22 protein-coding genes and 1 tRNA gene are annotated in these 22,281 nt (G+C 69.6%); 11 read left to right on the top strand and 12 right to left on the bottom strand.

The window, feature by feature from the left end:
* Positions 1 to 11 precede the first annotated feature (11 nt).
* The 4 genes from ABS772_RS04580 to ABS772_RS04565 all read right to left on the bottom strand — a co-directional run bounded on the left by ABS772_RS04580 (position 12) and on the right by ABS772_RS04565 (position 5,169).
* Positions 12 to 1,052 carry a threonine aldolase family protein gene (locus ABS772_RS04580; RefSeq protein WP_350392497.1) on the bottom strand — a complete coding sequence of 347 codons (1,041 nt, stop codon included), beginning with the start codon at positions 1,050 to 1,052 and terminating at the stop codon, positions 12 to 14.
* 131 nt (positions 1,053 to 1,183) lie between these two features.
* On the bottom strand, positions 1,184 to 2,950 hold the full coding sequence (locus ABS772_RS04575) for an ABC transporter ATP-binding protein (RefSeq protein ID WP_350392495.1): 1,767 nt from the start codon (positions 2,948 to 2,950) through the stop codon (positions 1,184 to 1,186).
* Positions 2,951 to 3,154: 204 nt separating this feature from the next.
* Positions 3,155 to 4,525 carry an MFS transporter gene (locus tag ABS772_RS04570; protein ID WP_350392494.1) on the bottom strand — a complete coding sequence of 457 codons (1,371 nt, stop codon included), beginning with the start codon at positions 4,523 to 4,525 and terminating at the stop codon, positions 3,155 to 3,157.
* A complete protein-coding gene (locus ABS772_RS04565) occupies positions 4,522 to 5,169 on the bottom strand; it encodes a PRC-barrel domain-containing protein (RefSeq protein ID WP_350392492.1) in 648 nt (215 codons plus the stop codon). The genes ABS772_RS04570 and ABS772_RS04565 overlap by 4 nt, the downstream gene beginning before the upstream one ends.
* Before the next feature lie 383 nt (positions 5,170 to 5,552).
* On the opposite strand from ABS772_RS04565, the gene ABS772_RS04560 reads away from it, so the two are divergent.
* Positions 5,553 to 5,927 (top strand): hypothetical protein, encoded by a 375-nt coding sequence (locus ABS772_RS04560; RefSeq protein WP_350392490.1) that lies wholly within the window; start codon positions 5,553 to 5,555, stop codon positions 5,925 to 5,927.
* Between the two features lie 49 nt (positions 5,928 to 5,976).
* Here the strand turns inward: ABS772_RS04560 and ABS772_RS04555 are convergent, their stop codons facing one another.
* Entirely contained in the window at positions 5,977 to 6,417 is a 441-nt protein-coding gene (locus ABS772_RS04555; RefSeq protein ID WP_238255108.1) for a PRC-barrel domain-containing protein, read from the bottom strand.
* Positions 6,418 to 6,763: 346 nt separating this feature from the next.
* Between ABS772_RS04555 and ABS772_RS04550 the strand changes: the two genes are divergently transcribed.
* Complete coding sequence (locus tag ABS772_RS04550; protein WP_017486375.1) at positions 6,764 to 7,096, top strand: SWIB/MDM2 domain-containing protein; 333 nt, start codon at positions 6,764 to 6,766, stop codon at positions 7,094 to 7,096.
* Positions 7,097 to 7,184: 88 nt separating this feature from the next.
* Here ABS772_RS04550 and ABS772_RS04545 read toward each other — a convergent pair whose 3' ends face one another.
* Together ABS772_RS04545 and ABS772_RS04540 are read right to left on the bottom strand one after the other, a co-directional pair.
* Positions 7,185 to 7,976 (bottom strand): SDR family NAD(P)-dependent oxidoreductase, encoded by a 792-nt coding sequence (locus ABS772_RS04545; RefSeq protein ID WP_238255107.1) that lies wholly within the window; start codon positions 7,974 to 7,976, stop codon positions 7,185 to 7,187.
* An 82-nt stretch (positions 7,977 to 8,058) separates the two neighbouring features.
* Positions 8,059 to 9,363: an MFS transporter gene (locus ABS772_RS04540; RefSeq protein WP_407942963.1), complete on the bottom strand. Its 1,305-nt coding sequence runs from the start codon at positions 9,361 to 9,363 to the stop codon at positions 8,059 to 8,061.
* Between the two features lie 247 nt (positions 9,364 to 9,610).
* Between ABS772_RS04540 and ABS772_RS04535 the strand changes: the two genes are divergently transcribed.
* The 3 genes from ABS772_RS04535 (at position 9,611) to ABS772_RS04525 (ending at position 12,119) form a co-directional block, all read left to right on the top strand.
* Entirely contained in the window at positions 9,611 to 10,633 is a 1,023-nt protein-coding gene (locus ABS772_RS04535; protein ID WP_350392547.1) for an alpha/beta hydrolase, read from the top strand.
* A 66-nt stretch (positions 10,634 to 10,699) separates the two neighbouring features.
* The gene (locus ABS772_RS04530; protein WP_350392485.1) at positions 10,700 to 11,566 is read left to right on the top strand and encodes an NAD(P)-dependent oxidoreductase; all 867 of its coding nucleotides are present in this window, start codon (positions 10,700 to 10,702) and stop codon (positions 11,564 to 11,566) included.
* A gap of 25 nt (positions 11,567 to 11,591) precedes the next feature.
* Positions 11,592 to 12,119, top strand: a complete 528-nt coding sequence (locus tag ABS772_RS04525) for an SMI1/KNR4 family protein (protein ID WP_350392484.1) — start codon at positions 11,592 to 11,594, stop codon at positions 12,117 to 12,119.
* 58 nt (positions 12,120 to 12,177) lie between these two features.
* Here ABS772_RS04525 and ABS772_RS04520 read toward each other — a convergent pair whose 3' ends face one another.
* On the bottom strand, positions 12,178 to 12,885 hold the full coding sequence (locus ABS772_RS04520) for a glutathione binding-like protein (RefSeq protein ID WP_350392482.1): 708 nt from the start codon (positions 12,883 to 12,885) through the stop codon (positions 12,178 to 12,180).
* A 216-nt stretch (positions 12,886 to 13,101) separates the two neighbouring features.
* On the opposite strand from ABS772_RS04520, the gene ABS772_RS04515 reads away from it, so the two are divergent.
* The 3 genes from ABS772_RS04515 to ABS772_RS04505 all read left to right on the top strand — a co-directional run bounded on the left by ABS772_RS04515 (position 13,102) and on the right by ABS772_RS04505 (position 13,740).
* Positions 13,102 to 13,272, top strand: a complete 171-nt coding sequence (locus tag ABS772_RS04515; protein WP_350392480.1) for a hypothetical protein — start codon at positions 13,102 to 13,104, stop codon at positions 13,270 to 13,272.
* Positions 13,273 to 13,323: 51 nt separating this feature from the next.
* Positions 13,324 to 13,400 (top strand) — tRNA-Pro (locus ABS772_RS04510).
* Positions 13,401 to 13,428: 28 nt separating this feature from the next.
* A complete protein-coding gene (locus tag ABS772_RS04505; RefSeq protein WP_238255100.1) occupies positions 13,429 to 13,740 on the top strand; it encodes an ETC complex I subunit in 312 nt (103 codons plus the stop codon).
* Positions 13,741 to 13,749: 9 nt separating this feature from the next.
* Here ABS772_RS04505 and ABS772_RS04500 read toward each other — a convergent pair whose 3' ends face one another.
* The 3 genes from ABS772_RS04500 to ABS772_RS04490 form a co-directional block, all read right to left on the bottom strand.
* Positions 13,750 to 14,211 carry a nucleoside deaminase gene (locus tag ABS772_RS04500; RefSeq protein WP_350392478.1) on the bottom strand — a complete coding sequence of 154 codons (462 nt, stop codon included), beginning with the start codon at positions 14,209 to 14,211 and terminating at the stop codon, positions 13,750 to 13,752.
* A 112-nt stretch (positions 14,212 to 14,323) separates the two neighbouring features.
* A complete protein-coding gene (locus tag ABS772_RS04495; RefSeq protein ID WP_350392477.1) occupies positions 14,324 to 15,388 on the bottom strand; it encodes a spore photoproduct lyase family protein in 1,065 nt (354 codons plus the stop codon).
* Between the two features lie 58 nt (positions 15,389 to 15,446).
* Positions 15,447 to 16,226, bottom strand: a complete 780-nt coding sequence (locus ABS772_RS04490; protein ID WP_350392475.1) for an SHOCT domain-containing protein — start codon at positions 16,224 to 16,226, stop codon at positions 15,447 to 15,449.
* Positions 16,227 to 16,465: 239 nt separating this feature from the next.
* On the opposite strand from ABS772_RS04490, the gene glgX reads away from it, so the two are divergent.
* From glgX to ABS772_RS04475, 3 genes are all read left to right on the top strand, one after another.
* Entirely contained in the window at positions 16,466 to 18,736 is a 2,271-nt protein-coding gene (glgX, locus tag ABS772_RS04485; protein WP_238255096.1) for a glycogen debranching protein GlgX, read from the top strand.
* A 206-nt stretch (positions 18,737 to 18,942) separates the two neighbouring features.
* Positions 18,943 to 20,538 (top strand): hybrid sensor histidine kinase/response regulator, encoded by a 1,596-nt coding sequence (locus tag ABS772_RS04480; RefSeq protein WP_350392473.1) that lies wholly within the window; start codon positions 18,943 to 18,945, stop codon positions 20,536 to 20,538.
* A 26-nt stretch (positions 20,539 to 20,564) separates the two neighbouring features.
* Positions 20,565 to 20,882, top strand: a complete 318-nt coding sequence (locus ABS772_RS04475) for a plasmid stabilization protein (RefSeq protein ID WP_238255094.1) — start codon at positions 20,565 to 20,567, stop codon at positions 20,880 to 20,882.
* Positions 20,883 to 21,044: 162 nt separating this feature from the next.
* Here the strand turns inward: ABS772_RS04475 and ABS772_RS04470 are convergent, their stop codons facing one another.
* Positions 21,045 to 22,259, bottom strand: a complete 1,215-nt coding sequence (locus tag ABS772_RS04470) for an NADP-dependent isocitrate dehydrogenase (protein WP_350392471.1) — start codon at positions 22,257 to 22,259, stop codon at positions 21,045 to 21,047.
* Positions 22,260 to 22,281: the final 22 nt, after the last annotated feature.

Raw genomic sequence — 22,281 nt, 5'->3', positions numbered from 1 at the left:
CGGAGCCGCCCTCACGCCGCCACGGGCAGGGCGCAGAGGCGGATGTCCCGCGCGAGCGCATCGACCCGCGCCGGGTCCGAATCCCAGGCGAACATGAAGCGCGATGCCCCGCCGATGAAGCCGTAGAACTGCCAGCCGCGAGCGCGCAGCCCCTCCTGGACCGGCACCGGCAGGTTCAGGAAGACGCCGTTGGCCTCCACCGGGGCCGCGAGCGAGATGCCCGGCACGTCGGCGATCGCCCGCACGAGGCGCCGGGCGCAGTCGTTGGCGTGGCGGGCGTTGTCGAGCCACGCGCCGCTCTCCAGCATGCCGACCCAGGGGGCCGCGAGGAAGCGCATCTTCGAGGCGAGCTGCCCCGCCTGCTTGCAGCGATAGTCAAAATCCAGCGCGAGCCGGCGGTCGAAGAAGATCACCGCCTCGCCGACCGCCATCCCGTTCTTGGTGCCGCCGAAGCAGAGCACGTCGACGCCGGCCTTCCAGGTCAGCGCGGCCGGGCTCGCATCGAGGGAGGCGCAGGCGTTGGCGAAGCGGGCTCCGTCCATGTGCAGGCGCAGGCCCGAGGCGCGGCAGACGGCGGCGATCGCGGCGACCTCGTCGAGGGTGTAGACGCGCCCGGTCTCGGTCGCTTGCGTCAGCGTCACCGCCCGCGGCTTGGGGAAGTGGATGTCGCTGCGCTTGCCCGCGATCGTCCGCACGACCTCCGGGGTGAGCTTCCCGTCCGCGGTCGCGGCGGTGAGCAGCTTCGAGCCGTTGGAGAAGAATTCCGGCGCGCCGCACTCGTCCGTCTCGATATGCGCCGAGTCGGCGCAGATCACGCTGTGGTAGGACTGGCAGAGCGAGGCGAGCGCCAGAGAGTTGGCCGCCGTGCCGTTGAAGACGAAGAAGACCTCGCAATCGGTCTCGAACAGACGGCGGAACCCGTCGGCGGCGGCCTGCGTCCAGGTATCGGCACCGTAGGCGGGGGCGTGGCCGGCATTGGCCGCCTGCATCGCGTCGAGCGCCTCCGGGCAGATCCCGGCATAGTTGTCGCTGGCGAATTGCTGCTCGGCCACGGCTGGCTCCCGCTCGGTCCCGTCGAATGCGAAAGGCCGGACGGTGGGGAACCCGCCCGGCCTCACGATGAAATTGTCTCCCGGCCGCTCGATCTTCATACCCCGCCCGCCGGTCCGGCAGGCGCGCCGCGTCAGGCGGCGGCGAGCGCCATCGACATCGATTCCTTCTTCATCAGCTCGCGATAGAAGCCGTCGAGATGCGTGAGCTTCTCCGGCGAGCCGTCCTGAACGATCTTGCCGCCCTCCAGCACGACGATCCGGTCGAAATCCTTCAGCGTCGAGAGGCGGTGGGCGATGGCGATCACCGTGCGGCCCTTCATCAGGTTGGCGAGCGCGGCGCGGATCGCCTCCTCGGATTCGGCGTCCAGCGCCGAGGTCGCCTCGTCGAGCAGCAGGATCGGCGAGTCCTTCAGGATCGCCCGGGCGATGGCGATGCGCTGGCGCTGGCCGCCGGAGAGCTTCACGCCGCGGTCGCCGACGATGGTGTCGAAGCCCTCCGGCAGGGCCTGGATGAAGTCGGTGCAGTGGGCGGCCTCGGCGGCTTTCCAGACCTCCTCGTCGGTCGCGTCGGGCCGGCCGTAGCGGATGTTCTCCCGCAGGGAGCGGTGGAACATCGAGACGTCCTGCGGCACCACCGTAATCGCCTCGCGCAACGATTCCTGCGTGACGCGGGTGATGTCCTGCCCGTTGATGAGGATGCGCCCGCCCTGCACCTCGTAGAAGCGCTGGATCAGCGAGAACAGGGTCGACTTGCCGCCGCCCGACTTGCCGACCAGCCCCACGGTCTGCCCCGGGGGGATGAGCAGGTCGAAATCCGAGAAGACGGCGCGCCCGTCGGGATAGCTGAAGGCCACGTGGTCGAAATGCATCTCGGCGCCGGTCTGGCCGACGAGCGTCTCCGCCTCCGGGTGATCGACGAGTTCGTGCGGCTGCAGCAGGGTGTGCAGCGCCTCCGACAGGCGGGCGGTGTGCTGGGTCGCGTCCACCAGCGCCACGGCGAGGTCGCGGGTCGCGGCGAGGATGCGGATGCCGAGGGTGCAGACCAGCACGACCTGACCGGTGGTCGCCTGACCGGCCTCCCACATCTTGATCGACCAGTAGAGCAGGCCGAGGATCGAGAGCACGGTGAGGATGGCGTGGGTGATGCGCAGCTTCTCGAGGTAGAGGAGCGAGGAGCGGCGCGCCCGCATCTCGGTGCCGATGGTGCCGTCGAAGCGCACGAATTCGCGGTTGAAGGCGGAGAAGGCGCGCACCAGCGGCATGTTGCCGACGAGGTCGACCATCTCGCCATCGACGCTGGCGGCCTTGGCGGCGAAGTCGTGGTGGAGCGGCTTGCCGGCCGAGGCCATCTTGAACATCAGCAGCACGACCGCGGCGAAGATGCCGGCGAGCACGAGCGCCATCGTCATGTTCACGGTGCCGATGTAGATGATCGACAGCGTGGCCGCCACGCAGGGCGGCATCACGTTGAACGTGAACATGTTCTCGACGGTGAAGATCGCGTTCGAGGTCGCGGTGATGCGCGAGGCCAGCGTGCCCGGCTGCCGGTCGGCGAAGAACGAGGGCGCGTGGCCCGTCATGTGGCGGAAGAGGTCGCGGCGGATGTCGCCGGTCACGCCGACGAAGGTGAAGGCGCCGACCAGGGCCGCCACGCGCCAGAGCATGTTGTCGGCGGCGATGAAGGCGATCAGCAGGGCGAGCGCCGACCAGACCTGCCCGGCGCTCGGACCCTTGCCGAGGGCGTCGACCACCCCCTTCAGCGCGTAATCGGTCGAGACCGAGAAGGTCACGGCACCGAGCACGGCGAACAGGATCACGAGGTGTGGGACGATCCGGCGCTTGAGATAGCGCCCGACGAAGGCCCCCGGTCTGTTGGCGTATTGGCAGAGATCTTCCATCGCGATCGTCAGTCCCGATTCGATCAGACCCGCTGGGCGCCGATTGTGGTTGGAGGGCGCAGGAAAGGCCCTTTAACCGCAACGCGAAGCGTCGCCTTATGTTTCAAGCGCGCGCAGCTTTCCGCCGGATAGCGGAGCGAAGATGAACCTGGCTTGAGCGGATGTGCGACGCGAAACGATTCCAACCGCGTCGGCTCGCGCAGGTCAAGACGGCTCGCGTGCCTCGTCCCCGTCCCTGCGCCGCGTCTCGGGCATGATCAGCAGGACGAGGGCCAAGCCGACGGCGCCGACGACGGCGAGTCCCAGGAACGCCGTCTGGCTGCCGAGCTCGTCGGCCATGAAGCCGGCCAAAGCCGTCGAGAGGGCCGCGCCGATGCCCATGCCGGTGCCGACCGCGCCGAGCGCGGTGTTGAACCGGCCGGTGCCGCGGGTGACGTCGGAGACGATCAGCGGAACCATGACGCCGAGGACGGAGGCCGAGATCCCGTCGAAGACCTGGATCGCCACCATCCAGTAGGGATCGTTCACGAAGGCGAAGAGCAGGCCGCGGACGGGGAGCGCCGCGAAGCCGATCACGAGCAGCGGCTTGCGTCCCCAACTCTGGGCGAGGCGCCCGACGAAGGGGGCGGTGAGGGCGAGCACCGCCTGCGGGACCATGATGCAGGCGGCCACCAGCGCCGTGGCGGTCTCGCTGGCGCGCAGCGTCATGACGCTGCCGACCAGCGGCAGCATCGCGGCGTTGGCCAGGAAGAACAGCACCATGCAGGCGGCGAAGCACAGCAGCGCCCGGTTCTTCAGGAGTACCGCGACGCCGCCGGCCTCCCGCGGTTCCGGCTCGTGGGCCGCCGCCCGGGCCTTGGCGGCCTCCGCGGCGCGCCCGGACGGGATGAAGGAGAGTGAGAGCAGGGCCGGGATCACGAGGAGCCCGGCGAGGTAGAACACCGCGTTGTTCGACAGGTAGTAGCCGATCGCGCCCATGCCGGCGGCACCGAGCGCGTTGCCGATCGCGGAGAAGCTCGCGTTGCGCCCCAGCCGCTCGCCGGCCCGGGCATGGCCGACGAGGCCGATGGAGATCGCGGCGATCGCCGGCGTCAGCACGCAGCTCGCCGCCGAGTGGATCGCCATGGCGAGCATGACGACGAGATAGGTGGGGAGCGCGGCGAGCATCACCGCGCTCGCCCCGACCCAGAAGGCCGAGAACCCGGCGGCGAAGCGCTTCGAGCGGGAGGCGTCGACGAAGGCGCCGCCGGGCATCTGCCCGAGAAGGCTCACGAGGCTGCCGACCGTCAGGGCGAGGCCGATATCGGACTGCGTCCACTTCTGCTGGGTGAAGTAGACGGCCAGGAACGGCCCGAACCCGGTCTGCAGGTTGGCGATGAAGAACGTGAACGCGTCGAGACCGTAGGTCGCGCGGCGCGACGGCCCGGTCGGCCCAGCCGGGCCCGACGCCGGCTCGCTCGGCCGGCCCGACCGGCGCAGCGGACGGGCCCCGCCCCGCTCGCGGAGGTCGGTGCGATGCGTGTCGCGCTCGCGCGCCGGATGCGCGCGCCGTTCCGTCACCGGGATTGCCGTCATTTGTCCGGCGACTTCTCCTGCGGCCGGTCAGGGGCCTTGTCGGACGGGGCGGCGGCCTTCTCGGCGGTGGCGGAGGCGTCGCCTTCCGTCGGCTGGACCGGGGCGCCGGGACTGGTGGCGCCGAGGACGACGATGGGCTCGCCGGACTTGTACTCCGGCGAGACCCGCACTTGGTTGCGGTTGAGCTGCAGCGTGAGGCGGCCGACCTTGCCCTCGGTGCTGAACTTCAGGACGCGCCAATCCACCGCGATCTTGCGCGAGCCGACGCCGAGAAAGCCGCCGAAATCGATCACGGCGGCGCGGGGACGGCCTTCGCGGTCGACGATGACGTCGATGATCCGGCCGAGGTCGTCGCCGTTCATGGCGCGCACGCTCTTGCCGAGCAGGCTCTCGTAGTCCTGGGTATCGAGCACCACGGCCGGGGTGCCGCCGCCCTGGGACGGCGACGCGGCGCCGTTGGCGGGTGCCGCCGGCGCGGCGGGCGCCGTCACGGGTGCCGTCGCGGGCGCTGCGGCGGGGGGCGAAGCGGCCGCGGGAGGCGATGTGGTCTCGCCGGGGGTCCCCGACGAGCCGTCCGCGGCCATGGCCGCCGTGGCGAGGAGGACGATCGCCGGTGTCACGATCGGCCGGATCAGTCTGCGCACCCCTGTACCTCTCGACAGTCTGAAAAAGTCCGCGTGCCGGCCGCGACGGGCCGGCCGCTGAACGGACGGTATGGGGCGGGCGGACGCATCGTCCATGCCCGGCAACCACGGCGAAGTTGTGGATGGGTGCGAAAAGTCGATCCGGCCGCCTCGATCCCGGCGGGGACGGACGGCTCGCGGCGGGGGCGCCGTCGCGCCGCGAGGCCGCCTCCGGCCCGCCGCAACGGGGTGGACACGGGCACGCCCCGTCTGGTTTTCGCCAAAACCCTGCCTTAGACGGATGCAGGAGATCTTAACGTTGCCGCCTCCTGGCCGTTCTCCCGTCCGGGCCTCCGTCGGAGTCCGGATTGGCCGGGGACGGCGGGTACGAGGACAAGACATTCATGTTTCACCCGTCGAGACTCTGCGCCGCGGCGCTCCTTGCGGCGAGCCTCGGTGGCTGCCAAGCCCTGGGCGGCGGCGGCGGCGTGATGCCGGAATCCGATGTCGGCCCGCCGCCTTCCGCCCGCGGCACGCTGCCCGGCCGCCCCTTGCGCAGCGCCCAGACCGACGAGGACGGCCGTCCCCTCGCGGCCGCGCCGACCCGCGCCCTGGAACTGCCAAAGAACATCCGCGGCCAGACCCGCACCGCCGACGAAGGCCCGCGCCGGATCCGCCGTGAGGAGATCGACGGCGAGCCGACGACGCGGACCAGTTCCGGCGGCCTCGCCCCCCAGATGGGTTCGGGCGGCAGCGTCGGCCTCGGCGGCAAGTTCTAAGCCCCGCGCCTCTCGCATCAGGAGGCTCGCGAAGCGCGGCGTCGGCGGCTCAGGCCGTCGGCACCTTCCGCCCGCCCCAGTGGTCGTCGAGGCGCCCGCCGTAGCCCGGATCGGAGAACGGGTCCTCGCCGGGCCCGTGCGTCGGCGCGCCTTCGAGGTCGGCGGGGTCGATATCGACCACGTAGCCGCCGAGTTCGACCGAGTAGGTCAGGGCGTTCCAGGGCAGCGGATGGTAGGTCTCGCCGAAGCCGAGGAAGCCGCCGAACGACAGGACGGCGTAGGCGACCTGTCCCGATACCTTGTCGACCATGAAGTTGTAGACGCTGCCGAGGTGACGGCCGGTCCCGTCATAGACCGGCGTGCCCTCGACCTTGTCGGAGGCGATCAGCCGAGGGGTCTCGTCGGTCGCCACGCCCTCGCCGGAAGCGGGGTCCAGTTCGAGCGTTCCCGGCTTTCGATAGGCCCGCTCCTCGGGCAGATCCGTCGGCATCCAAGTCTCCCGCATGTCCTTGATCGGGCCCCGACGGGCCTGCGATCGAAGAGATCTTCTTGAATGCGATGCGGCAGGCGCGGTTCCCGTCACGGGGCGGCACCGCGGTGTGAACGGCGGGCGTGAGCGCCCGCATCCGGCCCGATCGGTGCGAAAAACCCCTTCTGGGGCGGATTGGGCTGCGGAAAGGCCCGCTGATCTGTGGATGGACGGCGCAGCGGTGCCGTTCTCCACTTGGAACGGGCGCGGCACCGCTTAGTTGTTGCTCCTCAGTGGCCCGATGCCCCTTGGTGATGCCCTCGGGCCCGGGACACGAATCTGCCGGTCCGCAGGACGGAGGGAAACCATGGCTACCAAGACGACGGAGAAGAAGGCGGCTGCGCCCAAGAGTGCCCCGAAGAAGGAGACCGCCACCAAGGCCGCCTCCGGCACCAAGCCCAACGCGCTTCAGCAGCCCCTGAAGCCGTCTCCCGAACTCGCCGCCATCGTCGGCGACAAGCCCCTGCCGCGCGGCGAGGTCGTCAGCAAGGTGTGGGAGCACATCAAGAAGCACAACCTCCAGAATCCGGAGAACAAGCGCGAGATCGTCGCCGACGACAAGCTCAAGAAGATCTTCGGCAAGGACAAGTGCTCGATGTTCGAGATGAACAAGCATCTCGCGGCGCACCTGAAGTCCTGATCTCGGAAAGCCGTTCGCGGGCCGTCCCTCGGAGTACGGAACCGGTCAGACCGGTCCGTACGTCCGGCGGGCTCGGGAGCGGTCAGCCTCAGGCGATGCCGCGCAGCACGCCGCCATCGACCCGCAGGGCCGCCCCCGTGGTGGCGCTCGCGGCGGGCGTGCAGAGATAGGCCACCATGTTGGCCACCTCCTCCGGCTGCGCGAGGCGTTTCAGGAGCGAGGTCGGCCGGTTCTCGGCGATGAAGGCACGGCCCTTTGTCTCCAGGTCACCCTCGCCGGCGCCCATCGATTCCAGGAAATCCACCACGCCCTCGGTCATGGTCGGGCCGGGCAGGACGCTGTTGACGGTGACGCCGCTGCCGCCCACCGTCTCGGCGAGACCGCGGGAGACGGCGAGCTGCGCCGTCTTCGTCATGCCGTAATGGACCATCTCCGGCGGGATGTTGACGCCCGACTCGCTGGCGATGAACACGATCCGCCCCCAGCCGCGCTCGACCATCGCGGGTCCGTAGGCGCGGGCGAGGCGGATGCCGCTCATCACGTTCACCTCGAAGAAGCGGCGCCACTCGGCATCCGCGATCTCGAAGAACGGCTTCGGCTCGAAGATGCCGGCATTGTTGACGAGGATGTCGACCCGCGGCAGGGCGGCGACGAGTTCGGCCGCGCCCTCCTCGGTGCCGACGTCGCCGATGCCGGCGATGAACTCTCCCTCCGGCACCTCGCCGCGCAGGCGTTCGATGGCCGCGTCCACCCGCTCGGCGGTGCGGCCGTTGACGGCGACGTAGGCGCCGAGCCGGCCGAGTTCGCGGGCGATCGCGTAGCCGATGCCGCCGGTCGAGCCGGTGACCAGGGCGCTGCGCCCTTTCAGATCGATGTCCATTCTCCGCCTCCGCTCATGGCGATCCGTCCTGTCGAAGCCACAACGCGTGACAGGCGGCTTGGTGCTGGCCGCGGATTCGGGGTCAGGGTCCCGTCCGCCGCAGGCCGCTCGCCAGGGCGCCGGTCAGCGCCAGGGCGACGGCGCACCAGAGCGTGACGGCGAAGGCGCCCACCGGGCCGCCGGGGATCAGGCCGAACAGCACGGCAACCAGTGCCGCGCCCAGCGACTGACCGACGAGCCGCGCGCTCGCCTGCATGCCGCTGGCGCCGCCGCTGCGTTCCCGCGGGGCGCTGGTGATGATCACCTTGTTGTTGGGCGACTGGAACAGCCCGAAGCCGACGCCCGAGAGCGTCAGCCGCCAGACCACATCGAGGGTCGTGGGCGCCTCCGGCAGAAGGGCGAGGGCCGCCATCCCCGCCGCCAGGAGGACGAGGCCGAGGCTGCCGAGCAGCCCCGGCGGCACGCGGTCGGCGAGCCGCCCGGCGAAGGGCGACATCGCCGCGATGGCGAGGGGCCAGGGGGTCATCAGGAAGCCGGTGCGGGTCTCCGAGAAGCCGAGCCCGTCGTGGAAGTAGAAGGGCAGGGCGATGTAGGCGATCATCTGCGCCGCGAAGGAGCAGACCGAGGCCACCATCGACAGGGCGAAGGCCGGGATCCGCAGCAGGTCGAGGGGCAGGAGCGGCGTCGCGAGCCGGATCTGGCTGCGCACGAAGACGAGGCCGATCGCGATCGAGGCGACGATCGCCGCCGCGGCGAGCCGGCGGCCCTCCGGATCGGCGAGGCCGTCGAGCCCGACGATCAGCAGGCCGATGGTGAGGGCGTTGAGACCCGCGCTGCGCAGGTCGAAGCGGCGGGCGGAGCGGGGCGTGTGCGGCAGCGTGCGGAGGCCGACCGCCAGGGCCACGATCCCGACCGGCAGGTTGACGAGGAACAGCCAGGGCCAGGCCGCGACCGAGAGGATCGCCGCGGCGACCGTCGGCCCGGCGGCGGAGGCCATCGCCACGACGAGCGCCACATTGCCGACCCCGCGCCCGATCAGCCGGTGCGGATAGATGAAGCGCACGAGCGCGATGTTGACGCTCATGATCCCGGCCGCGCCGAGCCCCTGGGCGACCCGCGCGGCGGTGAGGCCCGCAAGGTTCGGAGCCACCGCGCAGGCGAGCGAGGCCGCGGTGAAGACGGCGAGCCCGGCGAGATAGACCCGGCGGTAGCCCCAGATCTCGCCGAGCGTCGCCAGCGGCAGCAGGGTCGCGGTGACCGCGATCTGGTAGGCGCTGACGACGAAGATCGCGTCCGAGGCCGGCACGTCGAGGTCGCGGGCGATCACCGGCAGGGCGACGTTGACGATCGCTCCGTCGAGCACCGCCATGGCGATGGCGAGCGACATGGCGGAGAGTGCCAGGAGCCGCTCCCGCGGCGGCAACCCGTCGCCGCCCGCCTCTCCCGTTTTCCGTGCCGTCACCGTCCACCATCCGGAGCTTGCAGGCCGCCGATCCGCCCTATCTGTCCCTCACCGGACGATGCCCGCGCTTCGGCACGGGCCCGTCGTCGGGGCAGAGCCCGAGCCGACCGCGCACCGTTCTGCGACTGTCTCGTCCGTTTCTGAAAGCCGGCCACCGGAGAGCGAAGTGTCCATGCGTGCCCACTCGATCCTTGCGCCCTGCCTCGCACTCTGCCTCGCGCCGCTCCTGGCCCTGACACCGGCCGCCGCCCTTGCCCAGGAGCAGACGCCCCTCGGCATCGGCCTCGAAGGCTTCGCCTATCCCTTTCCGGTCCGGTTCCTGCCCCTGACGCGCGACGGCGAAGCCCAGCGCCTCGCCTACATGGATGTGCCGCCCGCCGACAACGCCAACGGACGCACGGTGCTGCTGCTGCACGGGCGCAACTTCCCTTCGAGCTACTGGGAGCCGGTGATCCGCGCCCTCACGAACGCGGGCTTCCGGGTGATCGTCCCCGACCAGCTCGGCTTCGGCAAGTCGTCGAAGCCGGTCGGCGCCTTCACCTTCGACCGGATGGCCGCCGACACGATCGCGCTCGCCGACAGCCTCAAGGTCCCGCGCTTCGACATCGTGGCCCATTCCATGGGCGGGATGCTCGCGGTGCGGCTTGCCCGAAGCTACCCGCAGCGGGTCAACAGCCTCGTGCTGGAGGCCCCGATCGGGCTGGAGGATTACCGCTTCACCGTCCCGCCGGTCTCCGACGAGACGCTTCTCGCCCGCGAGGGCGATCTCAGCGCCGACGCCTACCGCAAGCAGCTGATGACGAGCTACGCGCTCTCGATCCCGGCCGCGGCGATCGAGCCGTTCGTCTCGATCCGCGAGCGGGTGAAGGGCTCGGGCGAGTATCCGCGCTGGCTCAAGTCCTTCGTGAACTCCTACCAGATGATCTGGGGCCAGCCGGTCGTCCACGAGATCCCGCTGGTGAAGGCGCCGACCCTGTTCATCATGGGCGCCAACGACCACAACGCCCCCGGCAAGGGCTTCGCCCCGGCGGAGATGCGCTCCGGCATGGGCGACAACACCGGGCATGCCCGCGCGCTCGCCGGCCGGATGCCGAACGGCAAGGCGGAAGTCATCAACAATGTCGGCCACCTCGTCCACATGGAGGCGACCGAGATGTTCAACACGCTGACGCTGGAATTCCTCAACACGCACTGACGCACGCATCGAGGCCCAGGGCGCTCCCCCGAGACGGGGGACGAGGCGGCAATCGGGAGACGATCCATGGATGTCGGTTTCATCGGGCTCGGACGCATGGGCCGGGCCATGGCGGCGCGGCTCGTCGCGGCGGGGCACCGGGTGCGGGTGTGGAACCGCTCGCCGGAGGCGGCGAGGTCGGTCGAGGGCGCCGAGCCCGTCGAAAGCGCCGCCGAGGCCTTTTCCGGGGATGCCGCGATCACCATGCTCGCCGACGACGCGGCCCTGCGCGCCGTGACGATCGAGGGCGGGCTGCTCGATTCCGGCCGGCGGCCGGGCGTCCATGTCGGCATGTCCACGATCTCGGTGGCGCTCGCCAAGGAGCTGGCGGCGGTCCACGAACGGGCCGGGGTCGCTTACATCTCCGCCCCGGTCTTCGGCCGGCCGGACGCGGCGGATAAGGGTGCGCTCAATATCATCGCCGCCGGAGACGATGCGGCGATCACGCGGGTCCAGCCGCTGTTCGACGCCATGGGCACCAAGACATGGCACTTCGGCACGGAGCCGGAGAAGGCCAACGCCGTCAAGCTCGCGGGCAACTTCATGCTGGTCGCGGCCATCGAGGCGATGGGCGAGGCCGCGGCCTTCGCCGAGGGTCACGGCGTCGCCGGGGCCGAGGTGCTGGAGATGCTCACCGGCACCCTGTTCGCCGCGCCGGTCTACAAGAATTACGGCGCGATGATCATGGAGGGCCGTTACGAGCCGCCGGGCTTCACCGTCCGGCTCGGCCTCAAGGACGTCCGCCTCGCGCTGGCCGCGGGGGAAGCGGCCAACGTGCCGATGCCGTTCGCCAGCGTGCTGCGCGACAATCTCCTCGACGCCATCGCCCACGGCGACGGCGACATTGACTTGGCCGGGCTCGCCACGGTGGCCGCCCGGCGCAGCGGGCGCTGAGCCGCGCCATCAGGACGGTCTCACGATGGCCCTGAGCGAGCTGCTGGCCGTCCTCGCGCCGCCGTCCCATCCGCGGGAGACCGGCGGCGCCCCGTGGCCGGAGGTCGAGCGCCGGCTCTCGACGGCGCTGCCGACGGACTACAAGCGCTTCATCGAGACCTACGGCACGGGCCGGATCGCCGACTTCCTCGTCGTGCTCAATCCGTTCACGGCGAACCGCCACATCGACCTGATCGATCACGCCCTGCACGATCCCGAGGGGATGTCGCTCCTGAAGGACGAGCATCCCGGCCACTATCGGTTCGACCGCTTCCCGGTGGCCGGCGGCATCCTGCCCTTCGCGATCACCGACAACGGCGACACGTTCTACTGGAAGACGTCGCCGTCGCCCGATCGCTGGCCGGTTCTCGTCTACGAGTCGCGCGGGCCGGATCACGATCTTTTCGACGGGCCGATGACGACGGTCCTGGCGGCTCTGCTCAGCGGCGCGGTGAGATCGAGAATCTTTCCGTCCGGATTTCCGGGCCCTGCGCCGTCCTTCGTTCCGGCGTGACCGCGACACGGAGCGAGGCCGCCGCCGAAGCGACCGGCCGCGCCCCGGGATCGGACGTCTAGCGGTTCGTATTCGCCGCGGTCTGGCCGAACATCACCCGTTTGGCGTCCTCGCTCATCGGCTGTCCGTGGTTCGGGTTGACCTCGGCCGCGCGCGCATAGGCCGCCTTGGTGGCGGGGCGCGCGGCGATCGCCTCGAACCAGCGCTTGAGGTTCGGGTGGTCGTCGAGCCGCTGGCCCTGCTTCTCCCACGGCACGATCCAGGGATAGGCGGCCATGTCGGCGATGGTGTAGTCGGCGCCCGCGACGAAGGCGCAGTCGGCGAGCCGCCGGTCCAGCACGCCGTAGAGACGGTTCGTCTCCTTCACGTAGCGGTCGATGGCGTAGGGGATCTTTTCGGGCGCGTATTGCGAGAAGTGGTGGTTCTGGCCGAGCATCGGCCCGAGGCCGCCCATCTGCCAGAACAGCCATTGCAGGGTCTCGGCCCGGCCGCGCAGGTCGGCGGGGAGGAAGCGCCCCGTCTTCTCCGCGAGGTAGAGCAGGATCGCGCCCGATTCGAACAGCGAGACCGGCTCGGCCCCGTCGGACGGGGCCCGATCGATGATGGCGGGCATGCGATTGTTCGGCGCGATCGCCAGGAAGGACGGCTCGAACTGCGCCCCCTTGCCGATATCCACCGGGTGGATGGTGTAGGGGAGGCCGGCCTCCTCCAGGAACATCGTCACCTTGTGACCGTTCGGGGTCGGCCAGTAGTACAGATCGATCATCGGCTACGCCTTGTCTCCGGGCCCGCGGGGCGGGGCTTCCGGCCTGCGGCGAAGTGGGATCGTCGTGCGATTCGATCAAGCCGCGGCCGATGCATCGCGTTGCGCCGATCCGCTGAGGATGTCTTTTACCTTTCCCGTGCTGAGCTGCACCGAACGCAGGAAGGACGGTCGATGGTCTCGGCAATCTCTACGAGTTCGGCGGGCCTGAGCGCCGCGATGCAGCGCTTCGACGGCGCGGCTGCCCGGGTCGCCTCGCCCCGATCCGCCGCCGAGCCGGTCACGGCCGTGACGGACCTCGCCTCGGCGTCGCTCGGGGTTTCCATCAACACGGCGGTGCTGAAATCCTCGATCGAGGCCGAGAAGCGCGTCCTCGACATCCTCGTGTGACCAGCGGCGCCTTGCCGGCCGATAGCCGAGGCGGTATCTCCGTCGCAGCGTCGGGGTGTAGCGCAGTCTGGTAGCGCATCTGCTTTGGGAGCAGAGGGTCGTAGGTTCGAATCCTATCGCCCCGACCATACCTTCCCCGGAGACGTCAGCCGTCCGATGCCGAGCGCCCGCATCTACCGTCCCGCCAAGGATCCCACGCAGTCCGGGCTCGCCCGCACCAAGCAGTGGGTGCTGGAATTCGACCAGACCGAGCCCCGCGAGACCGACCCGCTGATGGGCTGGACCGGATCCTCGGACATGCTGCAGCAGGTCCGGCTCGAATTCGACACCGTGGAGGAGGCGGTGGCCTACGCCAAGTCGGCGGGCATCGCCTACCGGGTCGAGGAGACGCCGCCGCCGATCGCGCGCAAGGGCCTGTCCTACTCCGACAATTTCAAGTTCAACCGCACCGCGCCCTGGACGCATTGAGGGCGGGCGTCAGCCCCCCTTCCGCTCCGCCCAGGCGCGGTAGGGGCTCGGCCCACCGGCCAGCGGGTGGTGGCGGACCTGCATCGGCTGCTCCGCGAGCGGCCGACACAGCTCGGCGTAGATCCCGGCGCTGAGCAGCCCCTCCGCTTCGGCCTCCTCTGCGGTGAAGGCGAAGTAGCCCTGTTTGACACCGGCGAGCCGCATCGCCGCGTGGCACATCGGGCAGGGCCGCCCGCTGGCGTAGACGATGCAGTCGTCGAGCTTGGGCCGGCCGAGCCGCCGGCTCGCCTCCCGCAGGGCCACCATCTCGGCATGGTCGCTGGGATCGTTGGTGCGGTGGATGCGGTTGGCCGCCCGCGCGACGACCTCCCCGTCCCGCACGATCACCGCGCCGTAGGGTCTGCCGCCCTCGGCGACGTTGGCGAGCGCGAGTTCGGTCGCCTCGCGCAGGTAGCTCTCGTGATCCGGCATTCGTCTCCTCCTGAGAGCATCATCTCGAACGGTGGCCACCGGCCTTCGGAAAAAGATGATGCAAGACAAAATCCTGGAGCATCGTCCCGGATTCGATATCCGGGACGATGCTCTAGAACGCGTAGCGCACGCGGCAATAGGGCATCCGCTCGGCGAGCAGGGCCTTGAACCGGGCGAGCCATTTCCCCTTCCAGCCGGTGCGGTAGCGCAGGTTGTCGCCGCCGCCCTCCGAGCGCTTGGTCTCCTGGATGTCCGGCCGCCAGAGTAGAGCCTCGGCCTTCGGGTGCCAGCCGAGATTGACCTCGTGCAGCCCGGCATTGTGGGTCAGCATGATGATCTCGCAGGCGAGCTGGCCCTTGGCCGCGTCCGAGATCGTCCCGTCGATCGCGTCGAACAGGGCGGCCCAATCCGCCTCCCAGCCCTCGTAGAGGATGACGGGCGAGAAGTTGACGTGGACCTCGTAGCCGGCCCTCAGGAAGTCGTCGATCGCGGCGATCCGCTCGGGGATCGCCGCGGTGCGGACATCGACGATGCGGGCGATCCGGGCCGGCATCAGCGAGAAGCGGATGCGGGTGCGCCCCTGCGGATCGTAGGCGAGGAGGTCGCGGTTGACCGCCTTCGTCGCGAAGGAGCCCCTGGCGTTGGGCAGCCCGCGAAACAGCGCGACGAGGTCGCGGACGTTGTCGCAGATCATCGCATCGACCGAGAGGTCGCCGTTCTCGCCGAGATCGTAGACCCAGGCCTGCCCGTCGATCTGGTCCGGCGCGGGCAGCGGACCCTGCTTGCCCGCGTGGCGCGCGATCGCCGCGCCGACGGCATCGACGTTCACGAACAGCGAGATCGGATTGGAGAAGCCCTTGCGGCGCGGCACGTAGCAGTAGGCGCACGACATGGCGCAGCCGTTCGAGGTCGAGGGCGCGATGAAGTGGGCGGAGCGGCCGTTGGGGCGCATCGCGAGGCCCTTCTTGACGCCGAGCACCAGGGTCGAGCGCTTGATGCGGACCCAATCCTCCACCGAGCCGGCATTGCCGTGCAGTTCGGGGATGTTCCAGTGCGAGGGCACCGCGATCCGCTCGGCGTTCGGGTAGCGGGCCAGGATTTCGCGCCCGCGCGGAAAGTCGGCGACCGCCGGCTCGTGGAAGATGCGGTCGATGTCGATGAGGTCGCGCGGGGGCATCGCCCGGATCTAGGGCGAGCGCGGCGCCGCGGCGCGGCCTGCGGCGAGAGGCCGTCGGTCAGAGCCGCGCCAGCAGCTCCGCCTTCTTTCCCGAAAACTCCGCGTCGGTCAGCACGCCCTTCCTGTGCAGCTCGGCCAGCCGTTCGAGGATCGAGAGAATGTCGGCGGGACCTGCCCCCGCTGCGGCCGGACTCGGCGCTTGGGCGGCGGGCCGGAGCGACATCGGGCGGGCCGCGAACGCCGACGATACGGACGCCGAGGCGGAGGATACGCCGCTCGTCGGGGCCGACGACACGGCCGCCGTGTCCTGCTCCACCGGCGTCAGATCCTCCAGCGTGAAATCCCCCTGCGGGCCGCTGAAGCGCAGCGAGGCGGTCGCGCCCTGCTGCTGGCTCGCGCCGGTGACGATGCGCTCGGCCGTGTCGTAGAGGGCGAGCCGACCGTTTGTCTCGACGGCGAGCCGCCGCTTCTCGGGGAAGAAGGCGTAGCGCGTCCCGTTTTGCGCCCCCGCGCTCGACGGAAGGCCCAGCGCGTCCGGCCACCAGTTCCCGGAGGCCGCCTCCTCGCGGAAGCCGGAGAGCGGCAGGGCCGCGGCGAGTTCGGTGCAGAGGGCGTCGACCCGGGCCTTCAGGGCATGGTCGTTCATCGATCCGACCATCACCATGCCGCCCCGCGACCACTGGCCGAACCCGCCGAGGTCCGGGTGGTCGAACTGGGCCATGTTGCCCTGGCCCGACTGGAGGGCGCGCAGCAGGTGGCGCACCGCGTCGAGGCTCACGCCGTGCCGCTCGGCCAGGGCCGGGAGCCCGGAGGGCCGGTGTTCGGGGTCTTCGATCATCGGCGATTGTCCCCCTGTGAACGTGTCCGTTTCGGTCGATGGAGAGCGTTGCAACGCGAGCCCCCACCGCGAGTTTCGTTCAAGACCTATCACACCGGCCAACCACAGCCGCGGCGGCGCGCAGCGGGTCGGGAAAAATTTGCTGCGCCGCGTCAGCCGGAACGGAGCTTCGCGGTTCCGTGAACGTTCAGAGTCCGGCCGGACCCGCGGGGGCCGCCACCAGCGAGAATGGGACCACGATGGCCGATACCGAAAGGAACGGGATGCCGAAGCCGCGCACGTCGCGCACGCGAATCCGCGAAGGCTCGCCGCATCCCCGCGGGGCGACCTGGGACGGGCGCGGCGTCAACTTCGCGCTGTTCTCGGCCCACGCCACGAAGGTCGAGCTGTGCCTGTTCGACGATGCGGGCGAGAAGGAGGTCGAGCGCATCGAGCTGCCGGAATACACCGACGAGGTCTGGCACGGCTACCTGCCGGATGCGCGCCCCGGCACGATCTACGGCTATCGCGTGCACGGACCCTACGAGCCGGAGGCCGGCCACCGCTTCAACCACAACAAGCTCCTGATCGACCCCTACGCCAAGGGTCTCGTCGGCACCATCGAGTGGAACCCGGCCCTGTTCGGCTACAAGATGGAGACCGGCGACGACCTCACCTTCGATGAGCGCGACTCCGCCCCCTATACCCGCCGCTCCCGCGTGATCGATCCGGCCTTCACCTGGGGCCGCGATGCCAAGCCCCGCGTGCCGTGGGAGCGCACCATCGTCTACGAGACCCACGTGAAGGGCTTCACCAAGCTGCATCCGGCGGTGCCGGAGAAGCTGCGCGGCACCTATGCCGGCATGGGGCACCCGGCGGTACTCGACTACATCAAGAGCCTCGGCGTCACCTCGGTCGAGCTTCTGCCGGTCCACTCCTTCGTGCAGGACGACTACCTGCAGCAGAAGGGCCTGATCAATTACTGGGGCTACAACACCATCTCGTTCTTCACGCCCGCCCGGCGCTACGCCGCGGTGCCGGACTTCGCCTTCTCCGAGTTCAAGGAGATGGTGGCCCGGATGCACGGCGCCGGCCTCGAGGTGATCCTCGACGTGGTCTACAACCACACGGCGGAGGGCAACGAGAAGGGGCCGACGCTGTCCTTCAAGGGCGTCGATAACGCCTCCTATTACCGCCTGCTGCCGAACCAGCCGCGCTACTACATCAACGACACCGGCACGGGGAACACCTTCAATCTCTCGCATCCCCGCGTGCTTCAGCTCGTCACCGACAGCCTGCGCTACTGGGCCAACGAGATGCGGGTCGATGGCTTCCGCTTCGATCTCGCCACCATCCTCGGCCGCGAGCCCTACGGCTTCGACGAGGGCGGCGGCTTCCTCGACACCTGCCGCCAGGATCCGGTGCTCAACGACGTGAAGCTCATCGCCGAACCGTGGGATTGCGGCCCCGGCGGCTATCAGGTCGGCGGCTTCCCGCCGGGCTGGGCCGAGTGGAATGACCGGTTCCGCGACGACGTCCGCGGCTACTGGAAGGGCGATGCCGGGCTCCTGCCGGGGCTCGCCTCGCGCATCACCGCGTCGGCCGACAAGTTCAACAAGCGCGGACGCCGGCCCTGGGCGTCGGTGAACTTCATCACCGCGCATGACGGCTTCACCCTCAACGACACGGTCTCGTACAACGAGAAGCACAACGAGGCGAACGGCGAGGGCAACCGCGACGGGCACGGCCACAACCTGTCCTACAATTACGGCGTCGAGGGCCCGACCGACGATCCGGAGATCCGCTCGGTCCGCCTGCGCCAGATGCGCAACCTGCTCGCCACCCTGTTCCTGTCGAAGGGCACGCCGATGCTGCTCGCCGGCGACGAGTTCGCCCGCACGCAGCAGGGCAACAACAACGCCTATTGCCAGGACAACGAGGTGTCCTGGGTCGATTGGGGCGCCATCGGCGAGGAGGAGCGTGATCTCGCCGAGTTCACGCAGCGCCTGATTCTGCTGCGCAACGCCCTGCCGATGCTGTCGCGCGGCCGCTTCGTGACGGGGGCCTACGACGAGGAATTCGGCGTCAAGGACGTGACCTGGCTCACCCCCGCCGGCACCGAGATGACCCCGGAGAACTGGAACGACGGCAATTCGCGCACGCTGGCCGTGCTGCTCGACGGGCGCGCCCAGGCGAGCGGCATCCACAAGCGCGGCGGCGACGCGACCCTGCTCCTGTTCTACAACGCCTATCACGACGTGGTGGACTTCACCTTGCCCGAGGCGCCGGGCGGCACGGCCTGGACGCGGCTCCTCGACACCAACCTGCCGGACAGCCAGGAGGTTGAGAGTTTCGCCGTCGGCGAGAGCTACTCGGTCACCGGCCGCTCGATGCTGATGTTCGTCCTCAAGCCGGTGGAGAACCATGACGAGGAGCACAGCGACATGGAGCGCTCCTACCAGTACGTGATGCAGGCCTTCGAGCGCGCGAACGTCGAGAGCGTGAGCTTCGGGATCGACGAGGAGGGCTGAACGCCCCGGGGAGGGGCCGCCCCCGCGGGCGGCCCCTCCCCGCCACGGTTCCGAGGCCGGGATCGGCCCCGCCGCCTCGTCCTGCACTTTGCAACGTCTTTCCGCCAAAGCCGGGAGGCCCCCTTCCGGACGACGCTCACCCTTCGGAGAGAGGAGACGGCGCCGACGCCGGTGGCCTCGACCGCCACGCCACGCCGCGGGTTCGCATGATCGACATCCCCGAGAAGAGACCCCACGGCGACCATCCGAGCGTCGAGACCGGCGCGGCCGGCCACGAATTCGATTCGGGCAGCGACATCTTCTTCGCGGCCGTCGCCCTGACGCGCATGCCGATGGTGGTGGCCGATCCCAACCGGCCGGACCACCCGATCGTCTTCGCGAACCAAGCCTTCCTCGAGATGACGGGCTACGCGCGGGACGAGGTGATCGGCCGCAACTGCCGCTTCCTCCAGGGCCCCGAGACCGATCCGGCGACGCGGGCGCAGATCCGCGAGGCCATCACCGCGCGGCGCGACATCGCCACCGAGATCCTCAACTATCGCAAGGACGGCTCGACCTTCTGGAACGCCCTGTTCGTGAGCCCGGTCTACAACGCGGCCGGCGACCTCGTGTACTTCTTCGGCTCGCAGCTCGACATCACCCGCCGCCGCCTCGCCGAGGAATCGCTGCATCAGGCGCAGAAGATGGAGGCGATCGGGCAGCTCACGGGCGGGATCGCCCACGACTTCAACAACCTGCTCCAGGTCATCCTGGGCTACGCCGACTCGCTGGCGACCAATCTCGAGCGGCCGGACGCCGATCCGGGCCGCATGGGACGCGCCGTCGGCAACATCCGCGAGGCGGCGGAGCGGGCCTCGACGCTGACGCAGCAACTGCTCGCCTTCGCCCGCAAGCAGCGCCTCGTCGGCCGCACCCTCAACCTCAACGATCTCGTCTCGGAGACGAAGGAGCTGGCGGAGCGCACCCTGGGCGAGGCGGTGACGATCGAGACCGACCTCGCCCCCGATCTCCGCGCCTGCCGGATCGATCGGACCCAGGCCGAGGTGGCCCTGCTCAACGTGCTCATCAACGCCCGCGACGCGATGCCGGAGGGCGGGCGCGTCACCATCACGACCCGGAACGAGGAATCCGGCCGCCCCGACGGCACGGATCGCCTCGTCAGCGTCGCGGTGACGGACACGGGCTCCGGCATTCCCTCGGATCTCCTCGCGCGGGTGATGGACCCGTTCTTCACCACGAAGGAGGAGGGCAAGGGCACGGGTCTCGGCCTGTCGATGGTCTACGGCTTCGCCAAGCAGTCCGGCGGTTTCGCGCAGATCGAGTCGGTGGTGGGGGAGGGGACGACGGTGCGGCTGTCCTTCCCGGCGATCGAGGAGGAGGGTGAGCCGAGCCGGGAGCCTCCGCCGGTCGAGGAGCGGCCGGGGACCGAGACGGTGCTGATCGTCGACGACCGCGCCGATGTCGGCGAGCTCGCCCGGGCGATCCTGCGCGATTACGGCTACGGCACCCTGATGGCCCGCCACGGCCGCGAGGCCCTGGAGATCCTCGGCGACCACCCGGAGATCGACCTGCTCTTCTCCGACCTGATCATGCCCGGCGGCATGGATGGCCTGTCGCTCGCCCGCGAGGCGCGCCGCCGCCACCCCGCTCTCAGAATTTTGCTCACCACCGGCTATGCCGAGGCCAGCCTGGAGCGAACCGGCATGGGGCGTCCGGAGTTCGATATCCTGAATAAGCCGTACCGGCGCGCCGAGTTGATCCGGCGGGTGCGGGCGACCCTCGACGCGCCGATCCGTACCTGACCGGCGCGGCCAATCGGGAGAGCATCATGGCTCAGGGCGACAAGTCGAAATACACCGACAAGCAGATCCGCAAGGCGGAGCACATCGCCGAATCCTACGAGTCCCGCGGCGTGCCCGAGAAGGAAGCCGAATCCCGGGCCTGGGCGACCGTCAACAAGGACGACGGCGGCGGCAAGAAGCCCGGCGGTTCGGGCCGCGGCCGCTCGACCGGCCATCCCGCCGCCCACAAGGGCGGCCGCAGCGGCGGCACGGCGTCGGCCTCGCGCACGAAGGAAGAGCGCTCGGCGTCCGCGAAGAAGGCGGCCGAGACACGCAAGCGCAACGCGGCGAAGAAGACGGGGTAACGCGCCGCTGCTCCCACTCCCTTCTGCGGGAGAGGGTGGACCCCGAAGGGGGTCGGGTGAAGGGTGGCTCAGGTTCTTCCGGAAGCGTCGCTCCCTTCTTCCGCCTCGCATCCGCGAGGCACCCTCCCCCGCAGAGGGGGGAGGGCGATCGAAGCGGCAGCTTCAGGCCGCCATCGCCGCTTTCAGGTTCTCGTCGACCTTGTCGAGGAAGCCGTTGGTGGTGAGCCACTTCTGGTCCGGGCCGACGAGGAGGGCGAGGTCCTTGGTCATGTGACCGGCCTCGACCGTGTCGACGCAGACCTTCTCCAAGGTCGCAGCGAACTTCGCGAGCTCGGCGTTGTCGTCGAGCTTGGCCCGGTGGGCGAGGCCGCGGGTCCAGGCGAAGATCGAGGCGATCGAGTTGGTCGAGGTCGCCTTGCCCTTCTGGTGCTCGCGGTAGTGGCGGGTCACCGTCCCGTGCGCCGCCTCGGCCTCGACGGTCTGGCCGTCCGGCGTCATCAGCACCGAGGTCATCAGGCCGAGCGAGCCGAAGCCCTGCGCCGCCGTGTCGGACTGCACGTCGCCGTCGTAGTTCTTGCAGGCCCAGACGTAGCCGCCGGACCACTTGAGGCAGGAGGCTACCATGTCGTCGATCAGGCGGTGCTCGTAGGTCAGGCCGAGCGACTGGAACTTCGACTTGAACTCCTCGTCGAACACCTTCTGGAACAGGTCCTTGAAGCGGCCGTCATAGGTCTTCAGGATGGTGTTCTTCGTCGAGAGATAAACCGGGTATTTCCGAGCCAGTCCGTAGTTGAAGGAGGCTCGGGCGAAGTCGATGATCGACTGGTCGAGGTTGTACATCGACATCGCGACGCCGGCGTCGGGGAACTTGAACACCTCCTTCTCGATGACGGTGCCGTCGTCGCCCTCGAACTTGATGGTGAGGCGGCCCTTGCCCGGCACCTTAAAGTCGGTGGCGCGGTACTGGTCGCCGTAGGCGTGGCGGCCGATCACGAAGGGCTGGGTCCAGCCGGGAACGAGGCGGGGCACGTTCGAGCAGATGATCGGCTCGCGGAAGATCACGCCGCCGAGGATGTTGCGGATCGTGCCGTTGGGCGAGCGCCACATCTCCTTGAGCTTGAATTCCTCGACGCGGGCCTCGTCGGGCGTGATCGTGGCGCATTTCACGCCGACGCCGTGGCGCTTGATCGCCTCCGCCGCGTCGATCGTGACCTGGTCATTGGTGGCGTCGCGGTGCTCGACGCCGAGGTCGTAATAGTCGAGGTCGAGATCGAGGTAGGGGTGGATGAGCTTGTTCTTGATCTCCGCCCAGATGATCCGGGTCATCTCGTCGCCGTCGAGCTCGACGACCGGATTGGCCACCTTGATCTTCGCCATGTCGGTCCCTCGATTGCCCGGT

Origin of the sequence: Methylorubrum podarium (assembly GCF_040270385.1) — a bacterium.
Taxonomy (GTDB): domain Bacteria; phylum Pseudomonadota; class Alphaproteobacteria; order Rhizobiales; family Beijerinckiaceae; genus Methylobacterium; species Methylobacterium podarium.
Note: the sequence above shows the minus strand (reverse complement) of the source record. Positions and strands in the feature narration are given on the sequence as shown.

Coding starts and splice junctions, on each gene's coding strand:
- ABS772_RS04575 (WP_350392495.1), bottom strand. CDS start 2,950: ATGGAAGATCTCTGCCAATACGCCAACAGACCGGGGGCCTTCGTCGGG.
- ABS772_RS04570 (WP_350392494.1), bottom strand. CDS start 4,525: ATGACGGCAATCCCGGTGACGGAACGGCGCGCGCATCCGGCGCGCGAG.
- ABS772_RS04560 (WP_350392490.1), top strand. CDS start 5,553: ATGTTTCACCCGTCGAGACTCTGCGCCGCGGCGCTCCTTGCGGCGAGC.
- ABS772_RS04555 (WP_238255108.1), bottom strand. CDS start 6,417: ATGCCGACGGATCTGCCCGAGGAGCGGGCCTATCGAAAGCCGGGAACG.
- ABS772_RS04550 (WP_017486375.1), top strand. CDS start 6,764: ATGGCTACCAAGACGACGGAGAAGAAGGCGGCTGCGCCCAAGAGTGCC.
- ABS772_RS04545 (WP_238255107.1), bottom strand. CDS start 7,976: ATGGACATCGATCTGAAAGGGCGCAGCGCCCTGGTCACCGGCTCGACC.
- ABS772_RS04540 (WP_407942963.1), bottom strand. CDS start 9,363: ATGTCGCTCGCCATCGCCATGGCGGTGCTCGACGGAGCGATCGTCAAC.
- ABS772_RS04535 (WP_350392547.1), top strand. CDS start 9,611: ATGCGTGCCCACTCGATCCTTGCGCCCTGCCTCGCACTCTGCCTCGCG.
- ABS772_RS04530 (WP_350392485.1), top strand. CDS start 10,700: ATGGATGTCGGTTTCATCGGGCTCGGACGCATGGGCCGGGCCATGGCG.
- ABS772_RS04525 (WP_350392484.1), top strand. CDS start 11,592: ATGGCCCTGAGCGAGCTGCTGGCCGTCCTCGCGCCGCCGTCCCATCCG.
- ABS772_RS04520 (WP_350392482.1), bottom strand. CDS start 12,885: ATGATCGATCTGTACTACTGGCCGACCCCGAACGGTCACAAGGTGACG.
- ABS772_RS04515 (WP_350392480.1), top strand. CDS start 13,102: ATGCAGCGCTTCGACGGCGCGGCTGCCCGGGTCGCCTCGCCCCGATCC.
- ABS772_RS04505 (WP_238255100.1), top strand. CDS start 13,429: ATGCCGAGCGCCCGCATCTACCGTCCCGCCAAGGATCCCACGCAGTCC.
- ABS772_RS04500 (WP_350392478.1), bottom strand. CDS start 14,211: ATGCCGGATCACGAGAGCTACCTGCGCGAGGCGACCGAACTCGCGCTC.
- ABS772_RS04495 (WP_350392477.1), bottom strand. CDS start 15,388: ATGCCCCCGCGCGACCTCATCGACATCGACCGCATCTTCCACGAGCCG.
- ABS772_RS04490 (WP_350392475.1), bottom strand. CDS start 16,226: ATGATCGAAGACCCCGAACACCGGCCCTCCGGGCTCCCGGCCCTGGCC.
- glgX (WP_238255096.1), top strand. CDS start 16,466: ATGGCCGATACCGAAAGGAACGGGATGCCGAAGCCGCGCACGTCGCGC.
- ABS772_RS04480 (WP_350392473.1), top strand. CDS start 18,943: ATGATCGACATCCCCGAGAAGAGACCCCACGGCGACCATCCGAGCGTC.
- ABS772_RS04475 (WP_238255094.1), top strand. CDS start 20,565: ATGGCTCAGGGCGACAAGTCGAAATACACCGACAAGCAGATCCGCAAG.
- ABS772_RS04470 (WP_350392471.1), bottom strand. CDS start 22,259: ATGGCGAAGATCAAGGTGGCCAATCCGGTCGTCGAGCTCGACGGCGAC.